Source organism: Streptomyces durocortorensis, assembly GCF_031760065.1.
Lineage (GTDB): Bacteria > Actinomycetota > Actinomycetes > Streptomycetales > Streptomycetaceae > Streptomyces.
The window spans coordinates 15,940-41,953 of record NZ_CP134500.1; the positions used below are offsets into that span (position 1 = coordinate 15,940).

Genomic DNA, 26,014 nt, shown 5'->3' on the forward strand with positions numbered 1-26,014 from the left:
ACCGCATCCAACGTTGCCGTACGACCTACCACCCGGCACCAAAGCAGCCCGCGAACTCCTCCTCAAAGACCCCGACCGCATCACCGACGAAGACCGCGAAGCCCTCCACACCTTCTTCCGCGGCCGCATCGAAGAAGCCAAAGCCAAGAACACCGCAGCCACCTGGGAAGAACAACTCTCCGAGGTCCTTGACTACACCGCCTGGCACCAGTTCGTCGTCAAACTCGACCGCACAGGCGGCACCGACTGGCAACTACTCACCAAGAAACTCCATGGAGCCCTCTCCGGCGGAGAAAAGGCAATCGCCCTACACCTGCCTCTCTTCGCCGCAGTCGCCGCCCACCATGAAGCCGTCCCACACGCCCCGCGCCTGATCCTCCTCGACGAAGTATTCGTCGGCGTCGACACCACCAACCGCGGCCAGGCCTTCACCCTCCTCAGCGCCCTCGACCTCGACCTCATGCTCACCTCGGACCACGAATGGTGCACCTACCGGGAACTCCCGGCATCGCCATCCACCAACTCATCACCGGAGCCGACGGCGACGATGCCGTCACCAGCGCCCGCTCGTATGGAACGGCACCGGAATCCACCCCGACGACACTCCCGAGACCTCAGCATGACCACACCAACCCCAGCCGCCCGACTGAACCGACCCGCCCTGCGCCCCGTGTGGCAAACCATCCACAACCGCCTATCCTCCGGCCGCCCCGTCGCCCGCGTACGCCTCGGACCCCTCGGCGACGAACAATGCGAAGCCCTCGCCGACCTCATGGGCTGGGACCGCCTCCCCGACACCCACCCCACCCTCACACTCACCCACCTCCAAGCAGCCCTCGCCGTAACCAGCCCTCTCACCTGACCGAGATCCTCACCCACATCATTGGCCCCCTCCACGATCGCGCCGGCGACCGCCACCGCCGCAACAACGAACGAGCCGCCCTGTGGAAATGGCTCGACAACCACCCCACAATCCACGCACAACCCGCCCTGCTCGCATGGACCGCTCACTGCCGCACCACCGGCCTCATAGACAACTCCACCACCCGCACCCGCGACCTGCTCACCTCAGCACTGACCGTCCTGTGCGCACTCCCCGCCAGCGGCGAACCACTTCCCACTTCGCCGCCCGCCTCCTCCACGGCAACTCCCACGCCCTCGACGACGGCACCCGACTGTCCACCCTCACCCTGCGCGCCCTCGCCACCCTCTACGACCAAGACCCGCCCGAAAGCGCACAACAACGCCGCGCCCTGTGGACCCGCGCCGGCGTCGCCGACGACGGACTCTCCACCACCGTCCTGGCCGCAGGCCTCCGCCCCACCGGCTCCGGGCTCCTGAGCCGACTCACGGCTCTCTCCACCGAAGCTGGCCACGCGACCTCTCTCACCCTGGCCCAACTGCGCACACCCGAAGACTTCGGCCTTCCTGCCGGACCCGTCCACATCACCGAGAACCCCAGCATCATGGCCATGGCACTCAAGCGTTTCGGCAGACGCTGCCCCGCCCTGGTATGCACCTCGGGTTGGCCCAACAGCGCAGCGATCCATCTCCTGCGACTTCTCGCCGAGAAAGGAGCCACCTTGCACTACCACGGCGACTTCGACGGCGAAGGAATCCGCATCGCCGCCCACGTCATGGATAAGACATCGGCAACTCCCTGGCGGATGGCAGCGACGCACTACCTCGATGCCCTGAGCCTCACCCCGCGAGGTCCCTCGATAGGGCGGCTTACTCCGGTGCCTTGGGACCCGGCGCTGACCACAGCCATGACAGAGCACGGGACAGCCGTGCTGGAGGAGACAGTCGCCTCCGGTTTCCTGGACGACCTGGCGCGCTGAGCACCACCCCGCCACCCTCCTGAGGAGAGCAAGGGGACTGCTGCACGGATGAGTGACACCTGACCTGGCTTGCTGAGAAGCGGCCTGGAAGGATGTTGCAGTGCCCAAGCCGTATCCGAGGGAGTTCCGCGAGGACGTCGTGCGGGTCGCGCGCAACCGTGAGCCCGGCGTCACGCTGGAACAGATCGCCGCCGACTTCGGCGTCCACCCGATCACGCTGTCAAAGTGGCTGCGCCGTGCGGACACCGACGAGGGCGCCAGGCCCGCGACAGCGTCGGGTGAGTCCGCCGAGCTGCGCGAGGCCCGCAAGCGCATCCGGCTGCTGGAGCAGGAGAACGAGGTCCTGCGCCGGGCTGCGGCGTATCTGTCGCAGGCGAACCTGCCGGCAAAATGATGTCCCCGCTCGTCCGCGAGCTGGCCGCCGCCGCTGCCCCTCACCGGGTGCCGGTGGCGGTGACGTGCCGGGTGCTCAAGCTGGCCCGCCAGCCCTACTACCGGTGGCTGGACCGGCCGGTCACGGACGCCGAACTGTCCGAGGCATACCGTGCCAACGCCCTGTTCGACGCGCACCGCGACGATCCCGAGTTCGGTCACCGCTTCCTTCTCGACGAGGCCCGGGCCGCCGGTGAGGCGATGGCGGAGCGGACCGCCTGGCGGATCTGCCGGGACAACGGCTGGTGGAGTGCCTTCGGTAAACGCAGGGGCCGCGGGAAGAACGCCAAGTCCGGGCCGCCGGTCCATGACGACCTGGTGCGGCGCGACTTCACCGCGGACGGGCCGAACCGGTTGTGGCTCACGGACATCACCGAGCACGCGACCGGCGAGGGCAAGCTGTATCTGTGTGCCGTCAAGGACGTGTACTCGGGCCGCATCGTGGGCTACTCCATCGACGCCCGGATGGAGTCCCGCCTCGCCGTGGCCGCGCTGGAGTCCGCCGTCGCCCGCCGCGGCCAGGTGGCCGGTTGCGTGGTGCATTCGGACCGCGGCTCGCAGTTCCGCTCACGGAAGGTTGCTGCCGTACTCACTCGGCACGGCCTGGTCGGCTCGATGGGCCGCGTCGGGGCCGCAGGCGACAACGCCGCCATGGAGAGCTTCTTCGCGCTGCTGCAGAAGAACGTCCTCGACCGCCGCACCTGGGCCACCCGCCAGGAGCTGCGGATCGCGATCGTCACCTGGATCGAGCGGACCTACCACCGGCGCCGACGCCAGAGACGCCTGGCCCGATTGACCCCCGTCGAGTACGAGACCATCATGACCCCACCCGCAGCCCTGGCTGCATAAACACCGCTGTCACCTACTGGTGCAGCAGTCCCCTCCTCGGAGACCGTTGCTGGTTGGTGCGACAGCTCCGCGGGGTCGGTGAGGGTCCGTGGGGTCCTTCTCCCTCTTGTGGCCGTACATATGACGTGCTGTCATCAGGACTACTGCAGTCGCTTGGGCCTCAGGGGGAAGTTATGGCCGGACGCCGCCGTCTCAGGGAAGAAATGCGTCAGGCTGAACGGATGGCCCGCGCCATCCCGGACACGCATCAGAGGGCTGCCGCCCTGACCGCCTCGCCATTGAGGTGGCCATCCGACCGGGTGACATCGCCGAGGCCGAACGCATCGCGAACTCCATCACTTACGAGGACCGCGTCGTACGGAACGGCCGGGACTTCCCGGTGCGCGTGCTGGTCAAGCGGTTGGTCGCCGTCAATGCCCGTGAAGCCGAGCGCATCGCGCTGACCATCAAGGCAGATTACGAACGAGACGAGGCGTTCGCCAGCATGGCGAGGACGCTGGCGACGACGGACAAGCGCACCGCCGCGCGACTGATCGACACATCGGCATGGCCCCCGTGAAGGAGAGCATGCTGCACGATCTCGCCAAGGGCCGCCTGCAAGCCGTCGCAACATACGGGGAACGGATGAATGGGGGACAAATGGACGAGCAGATGGAACAGCAGTACCGCGAAGCAGCCGAGGGCGGGGACCCGAACGCGATGATCGAGCTGGGATGGCTGCTCCATCAGCGGGAGGACCACTCCGAAGCCGAGCAGTGGTATCGGCTCGCCGCCGCGGCAGGGTATGCCGAGGGCATGTTTTATTTCGGAGGGATGCTGCAGCAGCGCGGGGAGTTCGCCGAGGCCGAGCGCTGGAATCGTCAGGCCGCCGACGCGGGAAGCGTCCGGGCGATGGGCGGAGTGGGATCCCTCCTAGAGGATCGCGGCGATCTCGCGGGGGCCGAGGAGTGGTACCGCAAGGGGGCGGATCGTGGTGACGCCTTCTCGATGCGGCGCGGCGGGCTCCTGCTGGAGCAGAGCGGCCGCCTGGACGAAGCGCAGGAGTGGCTGCGCAGAGCTGCGGACTGCACTGGCCAGATTCTGGTGCAGGGCGATGCGATGAGGGACCTCGCGCGGCTGGCGATCCAGCGCGGTGACTCGGCCGAGGCGGAGCGGCTGCTGCGGGAGGCCGCCGCGATGCTGACGAAGGCGGACGACGTGCCCGAGAAGCAGCGGCACGCGCTCATGGCCGATCTGCTGAGTCTGCTCGCCTCCCTGCTGCGGGAGCGTGGCGAGTCAGCCGAGGCCGAGGAGCTCTTCCGACGGGCCGCTGCCACCGGGCACGCCCCCGCAATCCTCGAACTCGGGTTGTTCCTCGAGGAGCAGGAACAGCCCGCCGAAGCCGAGGAGTGGCACCGGCGAGGGGCCGAGGCCGGACATCTCCGCTCAGCGCTGATGCTGGCGTTGCTGCTGCTGGAGCAGGGGCGTCTGGCCGAGGCGGAGCCGTGGTTCCGGCAGGCGGCCGAGGCGGGGGTCCCGTCGGCGATGGACTTCCTGGGCAACCTGCTGGAGGAGCGGGGGGACTTCGCCGAGGCGGAACAGTGGTACCGGGAGGCCGCCGAGGCCAGGATCGACCGTTCGCTGCTCCGGCTGGCCTATCTGCTCGAGAAGCGCGGCGCCCTGGCTGAGGCGCTGAGCTGGTATAGGGAGTCTGCCGCCACCGGAAACGACTTGGCCATGATCAAAGCTGGGGCGCTAGCGGGGCGGCAGGGGGACTTGGACGAAGCCGATACGTGGTACGAGCAAGCCGCCCAGGCGGGGAACGAATCCGGCATGTACCTGGTGGCCAACCTCCGAATGCAGCGAGGCGAGTTGGAAGATGCCGAGATGTGGTTCCGCAGGGGATCCGCCGTCGGCAACGGCGGCTGTATGGCGATGCTCGGGCTCCTCCTGGCCCAGCGGGGGGACGTGGCTGCCGGGGAGCAGTGGTGCCGGCGGGCGGTCGACGCCGGGGTGGCCAACGCCATGACAGACCTGAAGGTCGTACTGGAAGCACAGCATGGGCCCGGGGCCTGAACTGAACGGGAGAACGATGAAGGCACACATCCGGCTGACCGGCGAAACGGCCCAGGCAGAGCTGACTGCGCTGGCCGACTGGCTGTCGCGCGAGGGCGAACTCCGCGGCAGGTCTGACATCGAGCGACCCGAAGCGCGCCCCGGCCACATGGGCGGGATCTCCGAAGTCGTGATCGTGGCCCTCGGCGTCCAGGGAGCTGGCACTGTACTGGCGGCCTCGCTGTCCGTGTGGATCAGGCATCGTCGTCCGTCGGCGGACATCGAGGTGACCGGCCCCGGCGGGCAAAGCGTCAAGATCTCCTTGCGCAACGTCCCGGAGGCGGACCTGGAAGCCGTGTTGCGACGTGTCCTGGAGCAATGAATGCGCTTGCCCGACCCGCTGCGGTCCCGGGTGGTGCTGCTGGGCTTCGACACGTTCACCGATCCGGGCCTGTCCGACCTGCCCGCCGTAACGCACAACATCGACGACCTGGCCGAGGTGCTCACCAGCCCGTGGGGGACAGCCCTCCCGGACAAGCACTGCACAAGGCAGCGCGAGGCGGCGCCGACCGTCGGCCTCGCTGACTTGACATCCATCGGAGCCCGCTTGGTCGCCGCCGCCGAGGAGGCCGAGGACCTCTTACTCGTCTACTACGCCGGTCACGGCCTCGTCGGCCCGGACGGCGACCTGTACCTGGCCCTGCCCGGAACCTCCAGCGAACCGGATCTGGTGGCGTGGACGGCAATACCGTTCACTCTGGTGCGCCGTACGCTGGCGAACGCCCGTGCGGACAGCCGAGTTCTCATTCTGGACTGCTGCTTCTCCGGACTGGCCATCGGCGCGATGGCCACCGCCACCTCGGTGGTGGCCGGTCACCTGGAGGTGGCCGGCACCTGCACTCTGGCGTCCTCGCCAGCGAATCGCCCTTCCAGCGCGCCCGTTGGCGCGCGCCACACGGCGTACACCGGCGAGTTGCTCGATCTCCTGCGGCACGGAACCACCGACGCCACGGAGTTCCTCACTCTGCAGACCATCCACGAACACCTCACCAGGGTTCTGCCCAGCAAGGGGCATCCGCGTCCCGAACTGCGCAACACCCACACGGTCGGCCGTCTCGCACTGGCCAGGAACCGGGCGCACTCGGGCATCTCCGATCCGGCCGCGATGGTCAGGGAGGCCACGCGACTGGAGCGGCTCGGTGACAGCGCGGGCGCGGTGCGCTGGTACCGGGAGGCGGCGGGCGCCGGGCGATCCGACGCCATGAGGGAGCTGGGCCGGTTGCTGGAACGGAACGGAAATCGCGTGCAGGCAGGAATGTGGCGTCGTAGGGCCGCCGAATCCGGGGATCCCGCCACCATGCACGAGCTGGGAGTCAGCTCATGGCACTCCGGGGACCTCACTCAGGCCGAGAGCTGGCTCAGGAGGGCCGCGGCTGTCGGGCTGCCGGAGGCGGTAGCTGACCTGGAGAGGCTGCTGAGGCGGCGGAAGTGAGAGACCGTCAGCAGGTCCTGGAGCGTGCCGGAACCGCCGACCGGCAGGCCCGCTGACCTCCAGGCTGGGAGGGGGAGCGTGCAGAGGACTGCGGACATCAGCGCAGACGGCTACGGAATCTGACACGCAGGTCTTCTGACGAACCGTTGGGGACTCTGTTCCGCTCCCAAGGATGTGGAACAAGGTCGGATGAGGTCGAGGCGCCCCAGTTCACAGGCGCTGGGCAGGAACTCGGCGGGGACGCCTTCCTCGAGCAGGGAGGCGCACTCCATCTCGAAGTGATCGAGGGTGCGGCATCCGATGGTCAGCAGGGCGAGAAGCTGTCGCGCGGTGGGTGGGTCGGTGCGGGCCATGGCCAGCGTCGCCTCGAACGCGGTCATGAAGTCCTGCCAGGCATTGCGGTACGGGGAGGGCTCGTCGCCGTCGTAGACGTGCGGGAGCAGGGGCTGGAGCGCGGAACCGAGGCGACCCCGAGCGGAGATCAAGCCCTCGGTGGCCAGCTGGAGCGCGGTGGCAGCGGCGTCCCGCATAGCCTCCCGGATCTCGTCTCTGAGCTGCTCGAAGGGGCGCCAGACGTTCAGTCCTGCGCGCTCCGGTGGCCAGTGTCTTGCCAGATGAGCTGCAACGTGCCCTTGCCATGGGCGCCTTGGCTGCTGGTGGCGGGGCTGACCTCGTTCAGGAGAGAGCGCAGGAGGCGGAACCACACCCCGGCGTGCACAGCCCTGCCGGGCAGGTCTACTCGGCCGGTGGTGAGTGCCTGGTGGGTGTAGCGGTCCCGGGCTTCTTCACCAGCCACCGGGCAGTACCGGACCGGACACCCTCACGGGACGCGTACACCCAGCCCACCCCACGGGCCGAGGACCCGCGCTTGTGCCAGTGGTGGACCACGGCCCCCGGACGGCACCCGGAGCCCTTCCCCGCAGAGTCACGGACCCGGGTATCCACGTAGGCCCGTGCCGCCAGCGGCGCAGCCGACACGGCGGGAGCGACGGCCACCGGGGCCAGCACGGCGGCCAGAGCGGCGGCGGTGATCATTCGTCGGTTCATGATCAGCCCAACCGGCGCGGCGGGCCACTGTCACGGGCTGCGGGGGCCGTTCACTCAGTCGATGTCGGCGCTGGCGAGGGTGACCGCGAGTGCGCGATGAGGCACGGCGGCCAGGCACCACTCGGCCGCCTTGCTCGGGTCGGCCGTGACGGCGGTGCGGGCCTCGCTCAGGGCCAGCAGCCCGTTCACCACCATGGTGTCGGCTGCCGCGTCCAGGACCTCATCGGCCACGAACTCACCGTCGGCCGTCAGCTCGCGCACCAGGGCGACGGCCTCCTCGGAATCGTCCCGGCAGCACCAGGCAACCCGGTCACCCGCCTCCACCAGCTCCGTCCGGGCGCCCTGGTCCACGGTAGGCAGCGGCACCAGGCCCCGGTCCGTTGCCGCCCGGCGCACCGCGTCCCGGGCATCGGTCAGCGCGCACCGGGCCGCGTACGTCCGCCGGGCCGTCGCCTCCTGCCGGACCACCGCACCCGGCCACCGGGCAGCGTCCTCGCTCCGGGCCAGGTCCAGCAGCAGCGGGGCGGACATCGCGACCTGGGCTCATCCAGCACTCGAAATCGCTCACCACCTGGGCCACGATCACCCTCATGACCAGAATCGCCCGCCGAAGCTCCCGCAGGAGCGGACAGCTGGCCTCCCGCGAGGCTCACCGCGACTGATCGTCTTGGCCTTGACGGTCAGCAGGGCCACCAAGAGCTCACCAGGCCCGGATTCCGGCCCCGAACACCACTCCCCCACCGCCGCCGAAGCCCGTCAGCGACTTCCGGCGCACCCCAGGTTGCGCAGGTCGCCGACTGCGATGGTCCGTGAGGACTACGCCCAAGGCCGCATCCCGCCTGCACCTCAGGCCCGATCTGTATACGCAGGACGACGCCATAGCGTGCTGCTGGCATTCAGATCGTCCGCGTAGGGGAGAAGACATGAGCACCGCTGCACCAGTCTCGCTGGTCACGGGCGCCAACCGAGGAATCGGCCAGGAGACCGCGCGTCAGCTCGCCGCGCTCGGCCACACCGTCTTGCTGTGCGCCCGCCGTCCAAAGGACGCCGAACAGGCCGTCGCCGGCCTTGCCCCCGGAGTGCCTGGCACGCTGCTGCCATACCGCCTGGACGTGACCGACGCCGACGACGTCCGTACCCTCGCCCGCAGCGTGGAGGAAGAGTTCGGGCTCCTCGACGTCCTCGTCAACAACGCCGCCATCAACTACGACACCACCCAGCGCGCCGTCTTCGCCGACCTCGACGAGGTCCTGCATACCCTGGAGACCAACCTCCTCGGCGCCTGGCGAACCGCGCAGGCGTTCCTGCCGCTCCTGCGCCGCTCATCCCATCCCCGGCTGGTGAACGTCTCCAGCGAGTCCGGCTCCCTGGAGCACATGTCCGGCGGAACCCCCGCCTATGGAGTCTCGAAAGCGGCCCTCAACGCCCTCACCCGCAAGCTCGCTGACGAACTGCGCACCGAGCGGATCCTGGTCAACGCCGTCTGTCCGGGTTGGATCGCCACCGACATGGGCGGCCCCGGCGGCGGCCCCGGCGAGCAGGGCGCCGCCAGTGTCGTCTGGGCCACCACCCTGCCCGATTCCGGACCTACCGGCGGCTTCTTCCGGGAAGGCGAGCCCATGGCCTGGTAGGAGTCCCCTACTCGGCTGTCGCTCACCGCGCTGGACCTGCTCTAGGAAATCTCCCGGCTCCGCGACGAAGCCCGCAGCCTACGTGAAGGTATGCGCCTTCAACTCGGCCATCAGGTGGACCTGATGACCGGCCGTGACCTGCAGAAACGTCTCACGGAGCTGTCCAGTGAGAACCACCGCCTCGCTGCGGACGCCCGCGCAGTGCAGACCGAGAACCGCCGGCTCAAGGAACGAGTCCAGGCCCTCGAATACGACCTCACGGCCGCCCGCACAAGCCTCCGTCGCATGATCCGTGACGAGAACCGACTACTGCCACCTCCCTGGAAATCTTCTGAGATCTTGAGAATGCGCCCGGCCTGCACTGGATCCCCCCGATCAACTCTCGCGGGCGAACCAGTGCAATCCGGGCGGCCAAAGCGAGATACTTAGGACGCTTCTAGTGCATTAGCTCGATGTGGGGGTGCTCCGGTGCGGCCCGGCAGACGTAGAGCTGCTGGTCGTAGCCACTGCCGATTTGGACCGCCGTGGGTGTCATGGGGTCGAAGCCGGCAGGCAATTGGTCGTCCGGTTCCCTGCGTGCGAACCAGGGGCAGTCCTCCCCATTCCTTTCGAATGAGGCGATGGTCAGCAACGCGTCCATCTCGGTGCCGCATTCGGGGCAAGGGCGCGGCTGCGGATCGGTGGCGCCCCAGCGGGGCCAGCCGCCGAGCTTCCAGCCGGGTGCGGCGGACAAGGCGTTGTCGTAGAACCCTGCCGGGGACGACTTGTAGTCCGAGCCTTCCTCGGCGATCTCCCACGGGCTCCAGTTCTCAATCTGCCTCCGGAGTTCCTTGCTCAGCTCCAGGTGGTCCGGGTACTCGGTGATCTGCTCCGGGTTAAGCAGGCACGGTTTTGGCAGGTAGCCGTCGAACTGCGTTGCAGGCGGGTCGGGGGGCGTGTCGAGGATGTCGGTGACAGAGGCGGCCGATCGCCAGAACAGCTCGGTCCTGGGCATGATCGGGTGATCGAAGGGGCACCACAGGACCTGGAGCAGGTCCGCTCCTTCAGGCGTGGGCAGACCGGGCACGTCCCGTGCGTACAGTTGCGCGACGGGCAGCATCGCTATCGGCCCGTGGTACGGCGTGGCGACCGCCGGCCCCACCGGATACGTCTGCGGAGGCCGGATCCGGTCCAGGGTCTCCCGTTCCTGCGGCGTCAGACTCCTGCCGTGCGAGGCGGCGCGGATGCGACGCTCCGACCGCAAATCCGCAGGCGCCATAGGCAGGTTGATTCCGTCGACCACATGAGGGCTGTCGCAATGGGGCCACGGCTCGTTCGCGGGCCACAGCAGCGGGCCGCCGATCGAACTGTCGTGGGGTGTCGGAGAACCGGGACGTGGGTGCAAGCGCGTCGCCGTGCGTGCCAGCGGGGCCAGTTGCGGAAAGAGCGCCACCGCGTCGTACGGCCGAGGCGGGCTGACAGGCGCACTGCCCGTGGCCTGCTCGGGGCAAGCCGACCAGATCTCGCACAAAAGTTCTGGATAGTGCTCGCCGTAGGTGGCGATGGCGTGCCACACGGCGTCCAGCGCGGCCGTGAGCGGGGTGGGATCGGCAGCGGCGATCACGGCGGGGAGGGCGAAGTGCGGTTGCGAGATCTCTCCCAGGTCGGGAGGCGTGGGGTTGGGCAGCACGACCGAGACTGTGTGCCGCCCCGTGTCCGGCGGGCAGTACCGCGGACGCTCCGGAGGCCACGCCATAAGCGCCGACCTCTTCGGTATGGGGAAGTCGGACCGCAGGGTATTCCGCATCTGGTCGGCGTCGTCGAATGGTGGCGGAAGAGGGCGTCCCTCCGTAAGCGCTGTGAGCGCCTGCGCAACCCACAGTTTGTCGGCCAGGCCCGCTTCCTCACAGGCCAGCCGCGCAGCCAACAAGGCCACTGCGCGCTGGACTTCGGGGCCTGCAGCATCGAGGGTGTGTGCCAGGTCGCGGTCAAAGCGCACCAGGCCGAGAACGTTGCTTCCCCCCTGGACATGCCGCAGCGCCGCGCTCGGCAGCCGTCCGCCCCATTCCCACCTCTCATAGTGCAGCCGTAGCTCCTCGGCGGCCCATTCCTTGTTGGTGGCCGGGTTGTGCACAAGGCGTCCCTTCATCGCGGACGGCCTCGGGAGGTCTTGTCGGGCGGCCGTCGGGATACATCATGCAGCGGGCCACCGACAACAGGGCTCGCGGCCGATCGGTCAGACCCCAGCACCAGCGGCTCGGCCTTCCCTGCCGCTCATCGCGGCCATCCACTTGTGAGCCGCACGATGATCCGAAAGACAGAACCGAATGTCCCTCACGCTGCCAGATCAATCTGACCTGCGGAGAACGCGCCGCGACCCGAGATAATGGTCTGTCGCAGGGCCGTGACGAAATAGCTGACGCGGACTCCGTCGACGTCATCGGTGTAGTCGCGCAGCAGGGTGCCGGGCACCTCGGCGCCCAGCTCGGGATTGACGCTGATCGCGACGATCGTGCGGTCCAGGCGGTGTGTCTCGGCGGCGGTCAGTTCGCCAGCTGGCTCAGCGCAGGCTCCACGAGGACGGCCTGGGACCGGCGCGGGGCATGCTCAGGCGACACGGGGCTCCTCACCAGCCAGGTGCGCCAGGTGATCGTCCCGCGCTGCCTCCCACCGCACACCTGTCTCGGGGGACGGGTAGCCGTTCGCGGCGATGTCCTCAAGCACCGAGGCGAGGACGTCGACCCGCGCGCGCTGCTCGGCGGCGTACGCGCGGGCCGAGGCCGCGCCGTGCTCATCGAGGGGTTGGCGGTCTGGCGCGGGCGCCGACTGCTCGCTCATGGCCACCTCCAAGGGGGCGGGTCCGGGGCTGCGTCGGCACCACCGTATCGCCGATGTGGATCCGCCATGGCGGGATCGGCGGGGCAGGACACGAGCGCCGTCACGGATCCCGGCCACCCGGGAGTGAAGAAGATCCTCGCCCTCCGCTGTCGCGCAGGAAGAGGTGTCGGCAGAAGATCACGCTGACCCGCAGGCGCTGACCTGGGGCGGAGACCGACGAGGCGCGACGGGCGGAAACCTTGTTGCCACACCTGCTCGACGACGAGTTGAGCAACCGGATGGGCAAGGTGCTGCGCTGCGGCATGCGCAACGGCGCTACGCCTTGATGTTCCGTCTCAGCGACGGCGTCAAAACCAGCTGCGCAGCCCACGACGAGGCTCCGGAGCAGCTCTCGGGGAGGGGGGCGTCTGGGTTGGTATCGGAGGAGCAGCAGGTGGTGGTGAGGGCGGGGAGGGCGGTTTGGTCGGGGGTTCGGCGGGGGGTCTCGGGGAGGGGCTTCGGTTCCTCGGCCGGTGTACCGGCTAAGGGAGGATTCAGAGGCGGGCCCGGCTGAGGTTCTTCTCGACGCCGTCGGCGACCTGAAGGTTGTTGAGGAGGTGATCGTAGAAGCTGGTCACGGCGGAGACCATCGCGGCGCGGGTGGCCAGGGGCAGGGCGTGGCTCTGGCTCCGGTCGCTGACCCAGACGGCGATCTGCGCCCGGTCGCAGGTGTAGGGGTCGATCGGGCGCTGCCGCTGTCGCGCCAGTTCAGCCAGTCGGTGACGTGGGCCCGGTAGTGCCGCCGGGACTCCGCCGGAGAACGTGCCGGACCCCAGTTTGTACCGGGAGCCGGGCGCGATCCACGTGTCGGCGTGCGTATGCCTCGTGGGCCCCGCAGCTCTCCGGTCGGCAGCCGGGGGTGTGCTGGTGCGTTTCGGCACCGCTGTGGTGCGCCGCTCACCAGCCCGTCCACAGGAGGTGGTTGATCAGCAGAGCCGGAACGGCCGACGCGACCAGCCAGTACCGCACCCTCCGGCGGGGGAGCAGCGCCGCAGCGGGCAGTAGCCACAGCAGGAACGGCTGCCAGATGCGTTCGGTCTCCGCCTTGCTCATGCCGGAGAGATCCGCGGCGAGCAGTGCCGCCAGCGCCGCCAGCACGAGCAACGCCAGTCGCCCTTCCGGGGAGGCTGTCGCGGGGCCGCTTCGCAGTGCCCGTACGGCACCGGGAGCGGCCACCGCGCTCCGGCGCAGCCCGGCGACGGCGGCGAGCCCGGCCGCGAGGGTCGCGCAGGCCAGGTTGGCCCAGACCCAGTAGCCGTACGGGCGGACGCCGCCCGCGCCCTGGTAGTAGCGCTCGACCAGCAGGTGGTAGGCGGTCCACCAGTTGAACCCGGCGAACGTGAAGGCCACCGGGACCACCAGCGCGCCGAGCAGGAACAGCGGCACCGGGCGGGCGGTCCGGGTGAGCATCAGCACGGCCAGCAGCACAGCCGCCATCAGCCCCAGCCCGTAACTGAGGTAGCAGGTCCACCCGAACAGCAGACCCCCGCCGAGTGCCGCCACGGCCGGGAAGCGGACCCGGCCGGTGGCGGCCAGGGCGAGCAGCGCCACCGACCAGGCGGCGACCGCCGTGAAGTAGCCGTCGGCCGACACGCCCGCCCAGACGGCCGCCGGGGCGAGGACGAGGAAGGGCGCGGCGCGGCGGGCCAGGCGCTCGTCGGCCAGCACGCGCACGGTGATCAGGACGGCCAGCGCGGCCGAACTGCCCACCACGACACACCAGAGCGCCGCCCAGGCGCCGCCGCCGAGACCGATACGGTCCAGCCACACGAAGGTCAGCGTCGCGCCCGGCGGGTGCCCGGCGACATGGGCGGGCCAGTTGCCGGGCTCGCCGATCACGATGTGGTTCGTGAAGTCGCGCAGGGTGGCGGGGATGTCCTCGAAGCGGTCGATGACCCGCAGGTACTCGTGCTTCGTGGTGAGCCGCTTCGCGACGCCCCGGTGCCAGCCGTCGATCAGCGCCATCGAGAAGACCCAGGCCATCGACCCGCCCCAGGCCACCGCCAGCAGCCCGCGCCAGGGAAGCCGGGCGGCGAGCGGCGGGCCGTAGGAGACCACCAGGACCGCCATGATCAGGGCGGCCGGAGTGCCCGGACCCAGATGCGGGTCCCAGGAGGCCAGCAGCGGCGGCCACTGGGCGCGCAGACTCCCGTCCCGGTTCTGGATGACATGGCCGACGACCACCGCGGCCGCGATCAGCAGCACGCCCGCGGTGGCGGCGATCAGGTCCGACCGCCCCGCGCGCCGGGCGCGGTCGTGGTTGCGGTCCGGCGGTGCGGGCGGGCCGTGCCCCGTGCCGCCGGCGGTGTCCGTGGGGGTGGCGTCCTCGGTCTTCACGCTGGCACGCTATGCACACCGGGCGGCAATCGGGTGGTCCGGCAGGGCCGCGTCACCGAACCGTCAGATTCCTCCCGCCGGGATACCGGTTCCCCTCCTGGCCGCGGCCTCGGTCCTCGCTCCAGGCCGCGACGTCACATTTCCCCAGGTCTCCAGGGCCGCAACGTCACATTTCCCCAGGCATCCAGGCCCGCGACGCCAGAATTTCGTCAGGCATCCAGGCCGCGACGTCAGAATTTCGTCAGCAGCCACATCCGCCCGTCGACGGTGTTCCCCGCCTAGCGTCGGCCTCATGCCCGAACGCCGCCGGATGATCCGCTCCCTCCCCCGCCCCCTCCGTGCCCCGCGTACGCCCGCCGACCCGGGATTCTGGCGCAGCCCCGTGCGCGGGGTGCGCTTCACCGCCCTGCTCGGCGTCGTCCTGCTCGCCGGACTCACGCTGCTGTTCGTCACCGGTCTGCTCTCGTACGCCGCCTACAACCCGGACCTGAACCGGGTCAACGACAAGACTCCGGGCAAGGGGTGGCTCGGCTTCTACCTGTTCTCCTGGCCGACCGGCCCGCACTGGCTCTACCGGCTGACCCAGGGCCTGCACGTCACCGTCGGCATCGTGCTCGTGCCCGTCCTGCTCGCCAAGCTGTGGTCGGTGATTCCCCGGCTCTTCGCGCTGCCGCCCGCCCGTTCCGTGGGCCACGCCCTGGAGCGGATCTCGCTGCTGCTGCTCGTGGGCGGGGTGCTGTTCGAATTCCTCACCGGACTGCTCAACATCCAGCTGGACTACGTCTTCCCCGGGTCCTTCTATCCCCTGCACCTCTACGGGGCCTGGGTCTTCCTCGCCGGCTTCGTCACCCATGTGGCCCTCAAACTGCCCCAGGCCGTACGGGTGTTGCGCAACGGCATCCCGCGCGGCGAACCGGACACCCTCGCCGCCCCCGACCCGCTGCCGGCCACTCTGTCCCGGCGCGGCGCGCTGGCCATGGTGGGGGCCGGTTCGTTCCTTCTCCTGGTCACCTCGGCCGGTCGCAGCTTCGACGGGCCGCTGCGCAGCATCGCGCTCCTCACCCCGCGCGGCGGCACCGACCCGGGGCCGGGCCCGAACGCCTTCCAGATCAACAAGACCGCCGCCGCCATAGGGATCACGCCCGCGGACACCGGTGAGCGCTGGCGGCTGACGGTACGGGGGCCGGCCGGGGAGTTCCGCTTCTCCCGGGCCGAACTACTGGCCATGGAACAGCACAGTGCGGCGCTCCCGATCGCCTGTGTGGAGGGCTGGTCGACCTCGGACCAGCTCTGGCGCGGGGTGCGGCTCTTCGACCTGGCGGTGCTCGCCGGCTACCCGGACCGGCCGCCGGGCGTCTTCGTCGAGTCGCTCCAGCGCAGCGGCTCCTTCCGCAAGGCAGCGCTGCGCGACAACCAGGTCCGCGACAGCCGCTCGCTGCTCGCACTGGAGGTGAACGGCGCGCCGCTGTCACCCGACCACGGCTACCCGGCCCGGATCATCGTCCCCGCCGCGCCCGGGGTGCTGAACACCAAGTGGGTCGAGACCCTGACGTTCGGAGAGCTGTGATGTCCACCCGAGCCGTGCCGCCCCTGTCCGCAGCACCCCGCCGCCCGCGTTTCTCGCCGCGCCGGCTCTACGGCGAGGGCCCGCTCCATCTGCTCCTGCTCGCCGCCACGTTCTGCCTGGCCGGCTACGCGGGCGTACGGCTGCTGGACGGGGACACCGTCGGCGTGCTGCTCTGGTTCGCGGGGTCGGCCGTTCTGCACGACCTGGTGCTACTGCCGGTGTACGCCGGGGCCGACCGGGCGCTGTGCGCCGCGCTCGGCCCCCGGCGGGCCCTGGTGAACTTCGTGCGGGTGCCGGCGTTCCTCTCCGGGCTGCTCCTGCTGATCTGGTTCCCGCTGATCACCCGGCGGACCGAACGGCGGTACGAGGCCGCCGCCGGCACCAGCCCGGACGTCTACTTCGGCAACTGGCTGCTGATCACCGGCGCGCTGTTCGCGCTCTCCGCGCTCTGGCTGCTGGTCCGGGCGCTCCGCTCCCGTACGGGCCGGCGCAACGAGACGAAGGTCCGCCCCTGCGCACCCCACTGATCGGCCGTACGCCAGCCGCCCGCGCGGGCGTGCCGCAGCAGCGCCGGCGTCCCGATCCGCGCCCAGGGGAACGGCTCGGCGGCACCGTCGTGCCCGGCTGCGTGGGCGGTCCTTCCGTCCGGTCCGCCCCGGCCGTCGTCGAGACGGACCCGGACCCGTTCGTCCACGTCGACGGGGGCGGTCTCGGCGATCAGCAGCCCGCCGGCGCCCAGCAGATCGGCCGCCCGGTCCAGCAGGGCGGCCGGGTCGCCCCCGATGCCGATATTGCCGTCGAGGAGCAGGAGGGTGCCCCAACGGCCCTCCCCGGGCAGCGGTTCGAACACGCTGCGGAGCAGCGCCGCGCCGCCAAGACCGCGCGTACGGGCCACCGCCGCCTCGCTGACGTCGATGCCCAGCGCCCGGTGTCCGAGTGAGGCCAGCTCGGCGACCAGCCGCCCCGGCCCGCAGCCGATGTCCAGCACCGGCCCCTCGCACCGGTGCAGGGCGGACAGGTCGGCGGAACCCGCCCCCGAGCACCAGCGCTCCACGTCCAGGGGCAGCAGCCAGCCGTCGCTGCGGCGCAGGAACAGCGGACCCCGGCCGGTGCGCAGGGCGTTGGCGTACGGGTCGGCGCCCCAGGGGGCGGCGCGGTCCGCGCCCGACCGGGCCGGCGGGCCGGAGGCGCAGGCGCCGTCGGCGGCCGCCTCGTGCGTGTCGGGCACCTCGTACGCCTCGTACGTCTCATGTGCCCTGTGCGTGTCGGGGGCTTCGGCGGAGTCGGCGGGGGCCGGTGCGGTGAACCCGGACGAGGGCACGGTCGTACTCATCGCACCCCCGCCCCGGTCAGCCGGCCGAGCGCTGCGGCGAACCGGCCGCCCGGCGCGGCCGACGCGACCCGGTGGGCGTCGGCCGCGGTGTCCACGTCGGTCAGGACCGGCAGATCGCGCACCACGAGCCCCGCCTCCACCAGCCTGCGCCGCTGCACCGCACCGGTCTCCGGGACGGACATCGGCACCCCGCGCAACAGGGCGGGATCGGGTTCCGCCAGACCCAGGGCCCAGAAGCCGCCGTCCTCGGCCGGACCGAACCAGGCCCCGGTGCCCTCCCAGGCGTCCGGCGCGAGAGCGGGGGCGAGCAGCGCGGCCGTGACCTGCGGGGTGTCCATGCCGACCAGGAGGGCCGGCCCCCTACACCCGCCGAAGGCCGCCGCGAGCCGCTCGTCGAGGCCGCCCGCGCTCTGCGGAACCACCTCGAACCCCGGCGGCAACCAGGGGCCCGGCCGCCCGTCGAGGACCAGGACGCGCCGCCGGGCGGGGAGGGCGAGCACGGCCTCCAGGGTGTCCGCGAGGGAGGCGGCGGCCAGCTCGGCGGCCTCGGCGGGGGAGAAAGGCGGGCAGAGCCGGGTCTTGACCCGCCCGGCCACCGGTTCCTTCGCGATGACCAGCAACTCCGTGGGCCCGGGCGCGCTCGTCGAACGAACCCTGTCTCCGGACATGCCCACCGGACGATCCCTGCCCTCGGACGCGCTCGTCGAACGACCTCCGTCTCCGGGCGCGCTCATCGGGCGGTCCCTGTCTCCGCGCGTGCGGCCCGGCCGGGCGCGCGGTCCGCCGGTGGCTCCCGCAGGACGCCCCGCATGTCGCGCACCGCCTGCCAGGTCCCGCGCCAGGTGCCGGTCACCTTCGACCTGCCGGTGCGCGGCCGGTAGGGGACGTCGCTCTCGGTGACCCGTAGCCCGGCGTCCGAGGCCCGGACCACCATCTGGAGCGGATAGCCGCTGCGCCGGTCGGTGAGGTCCAGGGCGAGCAGGTCGCTGCGGCGGGCAGCCCGCAGCGGGCCGAGGTCGTGCAGGCGCAGGCCGGTGCGGCGGCGCAGCATCCGGGCCAGCGCCAGATTGCCCGCGCGGGCGTGCGGCGGCCAGGCGCCCCGGCCCTCGGGGCGGCGGCGGCCGAGCAGCAGATCGCACTCACCGTCCGCGATCCGCCGCACGAAGCCGGTCAGCAGCGCCGGGTCAAGCGAGCCGTCGCAGTCGCAGAAGCAGACGAACTCGGCCTCAGCGGCGAGCAGCCCGGCGTGGCAGGCCGCGCCGAACCCCCGCCGTTCCTCCGTGACGACGCTCGCGCCGAGGGAGCGGGCGAGTTCGGCCGAACCGTCGGTCGAGCCGTTGTCGACCACGATCGCGCGCCAGCCGTCGGGGATGCGGTCGAGCACCCAGGGCAGTGCGGCCGCCTCGTCGAGACAGGGCAGAACGATGTCGGCCTTCGGGAGGCCGGTGTGCGGGGCGGGCGGGAACGGAACAGCGGCAGAAGAATCGGTCACCCGCCTCACCCTACGGAGACAACTCCGTCATTTCGGGCATCAGGTTCTTACGAATCATGGACATCGGCCGGATGAGGGTGGCAGGCCCCCGACGCGCCGGGAGGAGGTTGCCACAGTGGAGGCCATGGAGAACACCCCACCCGCCCTGCATCCGGAGCCCGCCCTTGAGGGGACGCGCGGTCGGGTCCTCGTCGTGGACGACGACCCGACCGTCGCCGAGGTCGTCGTCGGCTATCTGCACCGCGCCCGTTACGCCGTCGAGCAGGCCGGTGACGGACCCGCCGCGCTGCGACGGTTCGCGGCCTGCCGACCCGACCTCGTCGTCCTGGACCTGACGCTCCCCGCCATGGACGGATTCGAGGTCTGCCACCGGATGCGCGCGTACGGGCCGGTCCCGGTCATCATGCTCACCGCCCGCGGCGACGAGGAGGACCGCATCCTCGGCCTGGAGACCGGCGCCGACGACTACGTCACCAAGCCGTTCAGCCCGCGCGAACTGGTCCTGCGGGTCGATTCCGTGCTGCGCCGCGCGCGGGCCGCCGCCCCGGCGGACGAGTCGGGCCCGCTGTCCGGCGCCGGGCTGAGCCTCGACCCGGCGGCCCGGCAGGCCTACCGCGACGGGCGCGGACTCACCCTGACACTGCGGGAGTTCGACCTGCTCGCCTTTCTGCTCCGGCACCCCGGGAAGGTGTTCGGGCGGGAGGAGCTTATGCGGGAGGTCTGGGGGTGGGACTTCGGTGATCTGTCCACGGTCACCGTTCATATCCGCAGGCTGCGCGGCAAGGTCGAGAAAGATCCGGCCAGCCCCCGGCTGATCCGCACCGTGTGGGGCGTGGGGTACCGCCTGGACCTGGAAGCGGGCGGCACGGAAGGGGGCCGCACGGAAGCGGGCCCCGACAGCCCGGAAACCGGCCCGGCCACCGTCCCCGTCGAGCCCCCCGGGGGACGGTCGCTGTGAACGACGTCCCGCTCATCGCGCCCTTCGCCTTTCTCGGAGCGGTGGCCGCCGCTCCTCGGAGCGGGCGTCCTGCGTCTCCTGCGCCACCGTTCGCTGGTGGTCTCGCTGAGCGTCGTCGCCGGGGTGGCCGTCACGGCGATGCCCGCCGGGACCGCTGACGGTCGCCTGGGCGATGTTCCTCTCTCCCCATGATCTCCACGTCGTCACGACCGTCGTCGCCACGGCCGCCCCGGTCTACCCTGGCCACCGCCATCCTGCCAGGCCGCTGGGTGGCCGCCCAGAACCGTGAACTGACCCTTGCCACACGGCCGTCCGGGGACGGACGGCGGTACCGTCGCCGCGCCCGCCGGGCAGCCCACCGCCGAGCCGGCCGGGCTTGCCCGCGAACCGGCCGCCACCAGTGCCGAACCGGACAGCTCCCGGGTGCGCGAACGTACGCTGGAGGCCGCGCGGCGCGAACTCGTCGCGTGGATCTCGCACGATCTGCGCACCCCGCCCGAAAGCACCGCGGCCGTCACGGCACACCACTCGGACGGGGGCGTCGTGCTGTCGGTGACCGACGGCTGCGGCGGCATCCCGGAGGAGGACCTGCCACGGGTCTTCGACACCGGCCGGCGCGGGGTCACGTCCGCACCCCGCCGGCCGGGGCAGGCCTCGGTCACACCATCGTGCGCAGCATCGTCGAGGCACACGCCGGACGGGCCGAGGTCCGCAACGTGCAGGGCGGCTGCCGTTTCTCGGTCACGCTCCCGACAGCGTGACGGCACCTTCCTCCCGGCGGCCCCGCGAACCGCGCAGCGGGGCCGCCGCGAAGTCCGCCATCCCCTCGGCGAAGGACACCCGGGGCCGCCAGCCCAGCTCCTCGCGCAGCGCCCGCGAGTCCGCCGTTACATGGCGTACGTCGCCGAGGCGGTACTCCCCGGTCACCACCGGGTCCGGCCCGCCGTGGGCGCCGGCCAGCGCGGCGGCCATCTCGCCGATGGTGTGCGGCTCGCCGCTGCCGGTGTTGTACGCGGCGAAGGACGCGGGCCGCCGCTCCTTCACCGCCGCCAGGGCCACCGCGTTCGCCGCCGCCACATCGTGGACATGGACGAAGTCGCGCCGCTGGCCCCCGTCCTCGTAGACCCGGGGGGCCTCACCGCGGGCCAGGGCCGAGCGGAAGAACGAGGCGACACCGGCGTACGGGGTGTCGCGCGGCATCCCCGGCCCGTACACGTTGTGGTAGCGCAGGGACACCGCCCGGCCGCCCGTCGCCCGTGCCCACCCGGCGGCCAGGTGTTCCTGCGCCAGCTTGGTCGACGCGTACACATTGCGCGGGTCCACCGGCGCGTCCTCGGCCACCAGGCCCGGTGAGAGCACCGCTGCGCAGTCCGGGCAGCGCGGCTCGAATCTCCCCGCCCGCAGATCGGCCTCCGCGCGCGGTCCGGGGCGGACCGTGCCGTGGCGCGGGCAGTCGTAGCGGCCCTCGCCGTAGACCACCATCGACCCGGCCAGCACCAAGTCGCGCACCCCGGCCGCGGCCATCTCCGCCAGCAGCACCGCCGTACCGAGGTCGTTGCACCCGACGTACAGCGGGGCGTCCGCGAAGTCCTTTCCGAGGCCGACCATGGCCGCCTGGTGGCACACGGCGTCCACCCCCGCCAGCGCGTCCGCCACCGCCTCCCGGTCCCGGACGTCCCCGACGACCACCCGCTCGCCCGGCAGCTGCGGGGGCGCACCTCCGACGTGGGCCGAGGGCAGCAGGGCGTCCAGCACCACACTCTCGTGCCCGGCCGCGCCGAGGGCGGTGACGACATGTGACCCGATGAACCCGGCTCCGCCGGTGACCAGTACGCGCATGACCGCCACGCTAGGGCCCGGCAGTCCCCCGGGCCGGGCACGGCACGCACACGTCACGGGTCCGTAAGGACGTGTGCCATGGGCCGGTCAGCGCAGGTGCCGACCGGGGGCCGCGTCGAGCCGTACGAAGAGGAGGTACATGGTGGGCGGCGCGTCCCTCAGGTTAAGCGTCGGTGAGCAGGGGGTCATACGGGGTGTTCGTGCGTCGGCCTGACATGAAGGAGAGGAAGTCGCCCACGAAGGCGCTGCGGCCGTAGGTGGCGTCGGTGGTGGTGAGGTCGCGGTGGAAGGCAGTGCGGAAGAGCGTCCGGTGTTCGTCCGCGTCGATGGTGCCGCTGCCGTCCTTGTCGGTGACGTCGAAGAGGACCTCGGCGACGCGGATGAGCGCGGGCCCGGCGAGGGAGGGGACCGCGGCGGCGTACTCGTCGGCGCTGACGCGGCCGTCGCCGTCGGTGTCGAGGGCGGCCTGGAGCTCGCGCCACCAGGCGGCGAAGGCGTCGTAGAGCCGAGTTTCCTCGGGTTCGTCCAGGTCGAGGCGGGTGGCCAGTTCGCGTGCCATGGCGGCAAGGTCGGGCCAGTCGAGGTGGCCGTCGCCTGTCTGGTCCAGTACCTGGCGGAAGAACTCCTCTGCCGAGCGCCGGCCCTCTCCCGTGGCCGTCGACGGGGCCGGGACGGGGCCGGGTCCGGTGTCGCCGCCCAGTGGGGTGAGGAGGCGGAGCAGGGCCGAGGCCCGCTTCATGCGGGTGCACAGCGCGGCCACGGTCCGGGCGCGGGGGTCGTCCCTTTCGGGGGAGAGGGAGAGGGTCTCGATGATGGTTTCGGCGTTGATCCAGCCCTCGGGCAGGAAACGGGTGAGCCCGGCGGTGAGGTAGGCGCCCTGCATGAGGGTCGAGGTGCCGGGCATCTCGGGCAGGCCGGCCTTGCGCCGGTAGGGCTCGGGGAGCGAGGCGACGGTGATCGCGCCGAGGAGCGGACCGACGACAGCCCGGCCGGCCGCCCACAGGGTCGGCATGCCGTCGAGCAGTGCCGGGGCGGGCAGGTGGTCGAAGAGCCTGTAGAGGATGACGCGGGCTGCCTCGGTGTTCTCCAGCTCGTCCTCGACGACCCGGTCGTAGTACCGCCAGAAGTCGTTCAGCTCCTCCGGTAGCGCCCCGGCGTCGCCGTCGAGCGCGGCGAGGAACGCACGGTACTCGGCGTACATGCGCTCCATCGTGTCCTGGTCGAGCGGCTGGCCGCTGAGCCGGCACATGGTGACGGCGCTCTCGAAGAGGGTGGCGACCACCCACGCACGGGCCGCACGATCCGTCGCGTCGTAGGCGCGGCCGCGGGGGTCGGAGCCGCTCATGCGGGCGTGCAGCCTGTTGAGCCGGGCGGCCTCGCGTTCGCGTACTGCCGGGTCGGCGTCGAACATGCGCAGCATGCTGAGGAAGGTGTTGCGCAGTCGGCGCCAGGGGTGGGTGATGAAGGTGGAGTTGTCGGCGAGGGCGGCGCCGATCTGCGGGTGGGCGGCCTCCAGCACGGTGGCGCGGATCATGGCCAGTGCCCAGCGCGGGTCGTCGAAGAAGGCACGGAACTGCGACTCCGGCCCGAACAGGGGTGTTTCTCCGGCTGTTGTGGTGGTTCCGGTCGTCATGAGGGGTGTCCGTTCGTCTGGGGCGGCACGCCGCCGAAGCGGCGTTCACGGCGCCGGTAGGTGTGCAGGCAGGCAAGGAAGTCCGCCGCCCGGAAGTCGGGCCAGAGGGCTTGAGGGAAGACCCACTCGGCGTAGGCGACCTGCCAGAGCATGAAGTTGGAGATGCGCTGCTCGCCGGAGGTGCGGATGGCCAGGTCCACGTCGGGGGTGTCGGGAAATGGCAGGTGGTCCGCGAAGAGCCGCTCGCTCACCTCGTCGGCCGGCGTCCCGCTGCGAATCAGCGACCGGGCGGCCTCCACAATGTCCCGGCGTCCCCCGTGGTCGAAGGCGACGGTCAGCGTCATCCCCCGGCTGTCGGCGGTAAGCGTCGCCAGATCCTCGAAGTCCTGCGCGAGCTCAGGGGGGATGCGCGGGTCCGCGGCTCCCAGGAAGCGGCAGCGGATACCGCGGGCGAGCAGCAGTGGCGCGTGCTTGCGCACAACCCGACGCACCAGGCGCATCAGGTAGTCCACCTCGGAATCAGGACGGCTCCAGTTCTCGGTGGAGAAGGCGTACAGGCTGAGCCACTGCACGCCGGACGCCCGGGCCGCCTCGATGATGTCGATGACGGTGCTCTCCGCAGCCCGATGGCCCGCCGTCCGGGGAAGCGAACGCGACTGTGCCCAGCGGCCATTGCCGTCCATCACGCAGGCCACGTGCCGCGGCACCGCACGTACCGACCCGCCGGCTCGCCACAGCTCGTCGCTGTCCTGTCGCCCATTCACCCGGTCCCCCGTCACGGCGCATGCGCGGTGGATGCTGTGGCCCGTCACGCCCAGCTCCGTCTCGCCCTGAGCAGCACGGTCGTACCGTGCTCGGTCACACTCACTGTGAATCGCCCCCTGCACACGCCCCACCGGCGCGTCCCTCTCCAGGAGTCTGGCGGAATGGAAGGGGCCTGATCGATTGAACTGGGGCGCGTCACCCCTGGTTCATCTGCACGATTCTCTTTGGCATCGGCGCTCTGGACGGGCCATGGGCAGCGCCGGTTCTTCCTACTCGGCCATTTCCAGTTGCAGGTGGCCCGCAGCTCCCAGCTGCCGCGCGACGCGAGGGCGACCGGGCCTCGGCAGCCCCCGTGGCGTGACGACAGGGGGCTGTCCCAGGCTTCACCGTATGGGTCGCAGAGCCGGTGCTTTCGTCGCGGTGTGACAGCCAGCCAATCGGCGCCGCCGACGACGGTGACCGTCCACATGCCCTCGCCGTCGCCAGAGCCGATTCCCGGGCCCTCTTTGTCCGGACCCGAACCCTTCCGCCCTCGCCTGGTGACACGCTTGTGGTTGACCGACCCGCCTCTCGGGAATCCCGTTCGCCCCGTCGAGCCCCTCCGGGTGTCCCGGGTGCCCGGAGGGCCGCCAAGAGCTCCGCCGTGTGCCCGGGCACCGGGCTTCGGCGGCGTGGACCTCCCGATCGGAGCACCGCGTGCCCTGCGGCTTCCAGGGTGATCCCGACGTCGGCGACGGCCAGGCGGTGCAGGATCCGCTCGCTCGACGGCCGTGGGGCGCTCAGCCCGGTGCCGACGACCCGGGTGCCGCGCTCGGTGCCACACCACGGTCCCCGCCCAGCGCGCGTCCCCGCCCCGGTGGAGCAATCCGGCCTCGGTCATCAGCCGCACCCGCCGTGCAGCCTCGATCCGTCCATCCCGGCATGCGTACGCGGCCTGGTGAAGCGTCAACGTGCTGTACCGGGTGGCCAGTCTCAGCAGGTGCTCGTCCTCATCGGTCCGCTGCCAGCCGTCGCCCCGGGTCTCACCCGTGCCGTGCTTCTGCCGGCGGCGCTCCGCCCGTTCTTGATACACCCCCGGCCCCCCTGCCCCCATCTCCACTGCCTTGCCCTCTCCCTGTAGTTGGAGCGCTGCCACGCGAGTGCGGACGGCACGGGAGGGAGCGTGACCTGCTAAGCGGACACCGGCAGCGAAGTGCATCATGCACCGCCTGGCGGAGGACCGAGCGGCGGAGCGCCCGGTGGAGCCGATAGGCAGTGAGCCGTTCAGGACTGTTGGACCCAACCGTGCCAACTTGTCTCCGCCTGAGCCTGCCCAAACAGCACCGGGCCCGCGATCAGGCCGAACTCGCCGCCGGCACCCGCCGCTCCTTCCTCCGACGCCAGCCTCAACCACACATCGTCCACGGCTACTTCGGAGGTCCGCACGTCCGTTACGTCCTGGACGAGAAACCTCATAAGTTTCTGATCGCTAGAAAGCTGCCTCACCGAGACCGGCCTGACCATCAGACCCGCCTGATCAGCAGCACGACATCCGAGTTCAACCTCAGTAATTGCCCCGTTCGGGACGAACTGGGGGGCTTCTTGCCCCACAGGTATCGCACCGGCACCGGAGGGGAAGGCCGGGTAGGCGGTCGCACGAAGCTCGCGGTTGGGCTTGCAGAGTGGACCGCAGGCTGCCGGTTGTGGCTGTGACGAGAACAAGGTGATCGCGGGGCCGGTATTGCTGCGTCGGCCCGCCATCAGGCGGGGCTGACCAGCGCCACGAGGTGATGCCGGTCAGCGTGTCGCAGTCCACGTTCACGTTCACCGTCTTTCTCAGACGTGTGTCGGGGGTATCTCAATGAGTCCCTGACCGCGTATGGCAAGGTATGCCGACGACTCACGCTGGCCGGGCTCCGCGCGGGACTC

At 71.0% G+C, this 26,014-nt stretch carries 23 protein-coding genes and 2 pseudogenes; 11 read left to right on the forward strand and 14 right to left on the reverse strand.

Going from position 1 to position 26,014, the window contains the following annotated elements; genetic code table 11:
- Positions 1-13 precede the first annotated feature (13 nt).
- The 7 genes and pseudogenes from RI138_RS00070 to RI138_RS00100 all read left to right on the forward strand — a co-directional run bounded on the left by RI138_RS00070 (position 14) and on the right by RI138_RS00100 (position 6,648).
- A complete protein-coding gene (locus RI138_RS00070; protein ID WP_311118185.1) occupies positions 14-862 on the forward strand; it encodes an SbcC/MukB-like Walker B domain-containing protein in 849 nt (282 codons plus the stop codon).
- Positions 751-1,841 (forward strand): annotated as a pseudogene (locus RI138_RS00075) (TIGR02679 family protein). The gene RI138_RS00070 and the pseudogene RI138_RS00075 overlap by 112 nt, the downstream one beginning before the upstream one ends.
- Before the next feature lie 100 nt (positions 1,842-1,941).
- A protein-coding gene (locus RI138_RS00080; RefSeq protein ID WP_311118187.1) for an IS3 family transposase occupies positions 1,942-3,122 on the forward strand; the annotation gives its coding sequence in 2 pieces (ribosomal slippage) (positions 1,942-2,226 and positions 2,229-3,122; 1,179 coding nt in all).
- 283 nt (positions 3,123-3,405) lie between these two features.
- Positions 3,406-3,681, forward strand: coding sequence for a hypothetical protein (locus RI138_RS00085; protein ID WP_311118188.1), 276 nt, complete (start codon positions 3,406-3,408; stop codon positions 3,679-3,681).
- Positions 3,682-3,689: 8 nt separating this feature from the next.
- Positions 3,690-5,177 (forward strand): tetratricopeptide repeat protein, encoded by a 1,488-nt coding sequence (locus RI138_RS00090; protein WP_311118189.1) that lies wholly within the window; start codon positions 3,690-3,692, stop codon positions 5,175-5,177.
- Positions 5,178-5,193: 16 nt separating this feature from the next.
- Complete coding sequence (locus RI138_RS00095) at positions 5,194-5,538, forward strand: effector-associated constant component EACC1 (RefSeq protein WP_311118190.1); 345 nt, start codon at positions 5,194-5,196, stop codon at positions 5,536-5,538.
- Positions 5,539-6,648: a caspase, EACC1-associated type gene (locus RI138_RS00100; protein ID WP_311118191.1), complete on the forward strand. Its 1,110-nt coding sequence runs from the start codon at positions 5,539-5,541 to the stop codon at positions 6,646-6,648. It abuts the gene before it with no gap.
- Between the two features lie 110 nt (positions 6,649-6,758).
- Here RI138_RS00100 and RI138_RS00105 read toward each other — a convergent pair whose 3' ends face one another.
- The 3 genes from RI138_RS00105 to RI138_RS00115 all read right to left on the reverse strand — a co-directional run bounded on the left by RI138_RS00105 (position 6,759) and on the right by RI138_RS00115 (position 8,226).
- A complete protein-coding gene (locus RI138_RS00105; RefSeq protein WP_311118192.1) occupies positions 6,759-7,178 on the reverse strand; it encodes a hypothetical protein in 420 nt (139 codons plus the stop codon).
- Positions 7,179-7,225: 47 nt separating this feature from the next.
- Positions 7,226-7,444 carry a hypothetical protein gene (locus RI138_RS00110; RefSeq protein WP_311118193.1) on the reverse strand — a complete coding sequence of 73 codons (219 nt, stop codon included), beginning with the start codon at positions 7,442-7,444 and terminating at the stop codon, positions 7,226-7,228.
- Between the two features lie 305 nt (positions 7,445-7,749).
- On the reverse strand, positions 7,750-8,226 hold the full coding sequence (locus RI138_RS00115; RefSeq protein ID WP_311118194.1) for a hypothetical protein: 477 nt from the start codon (positions 8,224-8,226) through the stop codon (positions 7,750-7,752).
- A gap of 392 nt (positions 8,227-8,618) precedes the next feature.
- Here RI138_RS00115 and RI138_RS00120 point away from each other — a divergent pair, with 392 nt between their 5' ends.
- On the forward strand, positions 8,619-9,326 hold the full coding sequence (locus tag RI138_RS00120; protein WP_311118195.1) for an SDR family NAD(P)-dependent oxidoreductase: 708 nt from the start codon (positions 8,619-8,621) through the stop codon (positions 9,324-9,326).
- 436 nt (positions 9,327-9,762) lie between these two features.
- Here the strand turns inward: RI138_RS00120 and RI138_RS00125 are convergent, their stop codons facing one another.
- The 5 genes from RI138_RS00125 to RI138_RS00145 all read right to left on the reverse strand — a co-directional run bounded on the left by RI138_RS00125 (position 9,763) and on the right by RI138_RS00145 (position 14,519).
- Entirely contained in the window at positions 9,763-11,439 is a 1,677-nt protein-coding gene (locus RI138_RS00125; RefSeq protein WP_311118196.1) for a hypothetical protein, read from the reverse strand.
- Between the two features lie 200 nt (positions 11,440-11,639).
- Positions 11,640-11,777, reverse strand: coding sequence for a hypothetical protein (locus RI138_RS00130; RefSeq protein WP_311118197.1), 138 nt, complete (start codon positions 11,775-11,777; stop codon positions 11,640-11,642).
- 135 nt (positions 11,778-11,912) lie between these two features.
- Positions 11,913-12,143, reverse strand: coding sequence for a hypothetical protein (locus tag RI138_RS00135; RefSeq protein ID WP_311118198.1), 231 nt, complete (start codon positions 12,141-12,143; stop codon positions 11,913-11,915).
- 533 nt (positions 12,144-12,676) lie between these two features.
- The gene (locus tag RI138_RS00140) at positions 12,677-13,063 is read right to left on the reverse strand and encodes a hypothetical protein (RefSeq protein ID WP_311118199.1); all 387 of its coding nucleotides are present in this window, start codon (positions 13,061-13,063) and stop codon (positions 12,677-12,679) included.
- Positions 13,064-13,079: 16 nt separating this feature from the next.
- On the reverse strand, positions 13,080-14,519 hold the full coding sequence (locus tag RI138_RS00145; RefSeq protein ID WP_311118200.1) for a hypothetical protein: 1,440 nt from the start codon (positions 14,517-14,519) through the stop codon (positions 13,080-13,082).
- 292 nt (positions 14,520-14,811) lie between these two features.
- Here RI138_RS00145 and RI138_RS00150 point away from each other — a divergent pair, with 292 nt between their 5' ends.
- A complete protein-coding gene (locus tag RI138_RS00150) occupies positions 14,812-16,086 on the forward strand; it encodes a molybdopterin-dependent oxidoreductase (RefSeq protein ID WP_311118201.1) in 1,275 nt (424 codons plus the stop codon).
- A gap of 394 nt (positions 16,087-16,480) precedes the next feature.
- Here RI138_RS00150 and RI138_RS00155 read toward each other — a convergent pair whose 3' ends face one another.
- The 3 genes from RI138_RS00155 to RI138_RS00165 all read right to left on the reverse strand — a co-directional run bounded on the left by RI138_RS00155 (position 16,481) and on the right by RI138_RS00165 (position 18,911).
- Positions 16,481-17,419, reverse strand: coding sequence for a class I SAM-dependent methyltransferase (locus RI138_RS00155; RefSeq protein ID WP_311118202.1), 939 nt, complete (start codon positions 17,417-17,419; stop codon positions 16,481-16,483).
- Positions 17,416-18,087, reverse strand: a complete 672-nt coding sequence (locus RI138_RS00160) for a TIGR04282 family arsenosugar biosynthesis glycosyltransferase (RefSeq protein WP_311118203.1) — start codon at positions 18,085-18,087, stop codon at positions 17,416-17,418. Before RI138_RS00160 ends, RI138_RS00155 begins: the two co-directional genes overlap by 4 nt.
- 62 nt (positions 18,088-18,149) lie before the next feature.
- Complete coding sequence (locus tag RI138_RS00165) at positions 18,150-18,911, reverse strand: glycosyltransferase family 2 protein (protein WP_311118204.1); 762 nt, start codon at positions 18,909-18,911, stop codon at positions 18,150-18,152.
- A gap of 124 nt (positions 18,912-19,035) precedes the next feature.
- Here RI138_RS00165 and RI138_RS00170 point away from each other — a divergent pair, with 124 nt between their 5' ends.
- Together RI138_RS00170 and RI138_RS00175 are read left to right on the forward strand one after the other, a co-directional pair.
- Positions 19,036-19,869: a response regulator transcription factor gene (locus RI138_RS00170; protein ID WP_311118205.1), complete on the forward strand. Its 834-nt coding sequence runs from the start codon at positions 19,036-19,038 to the stop codon at positions 19,867-19,869.
- A pseudogene (locus tag RI138_RS00175) lies at positions 19,866-20,630 on the forward strand (sensor histidine kinase). The gene RI138_RS00170 and the pseudogene RI138_RS00175 overlap by 4 nt, the downstream one beginning before the upstream one ends.
- Here RI138_RS00175 and RI138_RS00180 read toward each other — a convergent pair.
- The 3 genes from RI138_RS00180 to uppS all read right to left on the reverse strand — a co-directional run bounded on the left by RI138_RS00180 (position 20,611) and on the right by uppS (position 24,078).
- Positions 20,611-21,708 carry an NAD-dependent epimerase/dehydratase family protein gene (locus RI138_RS00180; RefSeq protein ID WP_311118206.1) on the reverse strand — a complete coding sequence of 366 codons (1,098 nt, stop codon included), beginning with the start codon at positions 21,706-21,708 and terminating at the stop codon, positions 20,611-20,613. The pseudogene RI138_RS00175 and the gene RI138_RS00180 sit on opposite strands and share 20 nt — an antisense overlap.
- 163 nt (positions 21,709-21,871) lie before the next feature.
- Positions 21,872-23,341, reverse strand: a complete 1,470-nt coding sequence (locus RI138_RS00185; RefSeq protein ID WP_311118207.1) for an oxygenase MpaB family protein — start codon at positions 23,339-23,341, stop codon at positions 21,872-21,874.
- The gene (gene uppS / locus RI138_RS00190) at positions 23,338-24,078 is read right to left on the reverse strand and encodes a polyprenyl diphosphate synthase (RefSeq protein WP_311122770.1); all 741 of its coding nucleotides are present in this window, start codon (positions 24,076-24,078) and stop codon (positions 23,338-23,340) included. Before uppS ends, RI138_RS00185 begins: the two co-directional genes overlap by 4 nt.
- Between the last annotated feature and the right edge of the window lie 1,936 nt (positions 24,079-26,014).

Coding starts and splice junctions, on each gene's coding strand:
- RI138_RS00090 (WP_311118189.1), top strand. CDS start 3,690: ATGCTGCACGATCTCGCCAAGGGCCGCCTGCAAGCCGTCGCAACATAC.
- RI138_RS00095 (WP_311118190.1), top strand. CDS start 5,194: ATGAAGGCACACATCCGGCTGACCGGCGAAACGGCCCAGGCAGAGCTG.
- RI138_RS00100 (WP_311118191.1), top strand. CDS start 5,539: ATGCGCTTGCCCGACCCGCTGCGGTCCCGGGTGGTGCTGCTGGGCTTC.
- RI138_RS00105 (WP_311118192.1), bottom strand. CDS start 7,178: ATGCGGGACGCCGCTGCCACCGCGCTCCAGCTGGCCACCGAGGGCTTG.
- RI138_RS00115 (WP_311118194.1), bottom strand. CDS start 8,226: ATGTCCGCCCCGCTGCTGCTGGACCTGGCCCGGAGCGAGGACGCTGCC.
- RI138_RS00120 (WP_311118195.1), top strand. CDS start 8,619: ATGAGCACCGCTGCACCAGTCTCGCTGGTCACGGGCGCCAACCGAGGA.
- RI138_RS00135 (WP_311118198.1), bottom strand. CDS start 12,143: ATGAGCGAGCAGTCGGCGCCCGCGCCAGACCGCCAACCCCTCGATGAG.
- RI138_RS00150 (WP_311118201.1), top strand. CDS start 14,812: ATGCCCGAACGCCGCCGGATGATCCGCTCCCTCCCCCGCCCCCTCCGT.
- RI138_RS00155 (WP_311118202.1), bottom strand. CDS start 17,419: ATGAGTACGACCGTGCCCTCGTCCGGGTTCACCGCACCGGCCCCCGCC.
- RI138_RS00160 (WP_311118203.1), bottom strand. CDS start 18,087: ATGTCCGGAGACAGGGTTCGTTCGACGAGCGCGCCCGGGCCCACGGAG.
- RI138_RS00170 (WP_311118205.1), top strand. CDS start 19,036: ATGGAGAACACCCCACCCGCCCTGCATCCGGAGCCCGCCCTTGAGGGG.
- RI138_RS00180 (WP_311118206.1), bottom strand. CDS start 21,708: ATGCGCGTACTGGTCACCGGCGGAGCCGGGTTCATCGGGTCACATGTC.
- RI138_RS00185 (WP_311118207.1), bottom strand. CDS start 23,341: ATGACGACCGGAACCACCACAACAGCCGGAGAAACACCCCTGTTCGGG.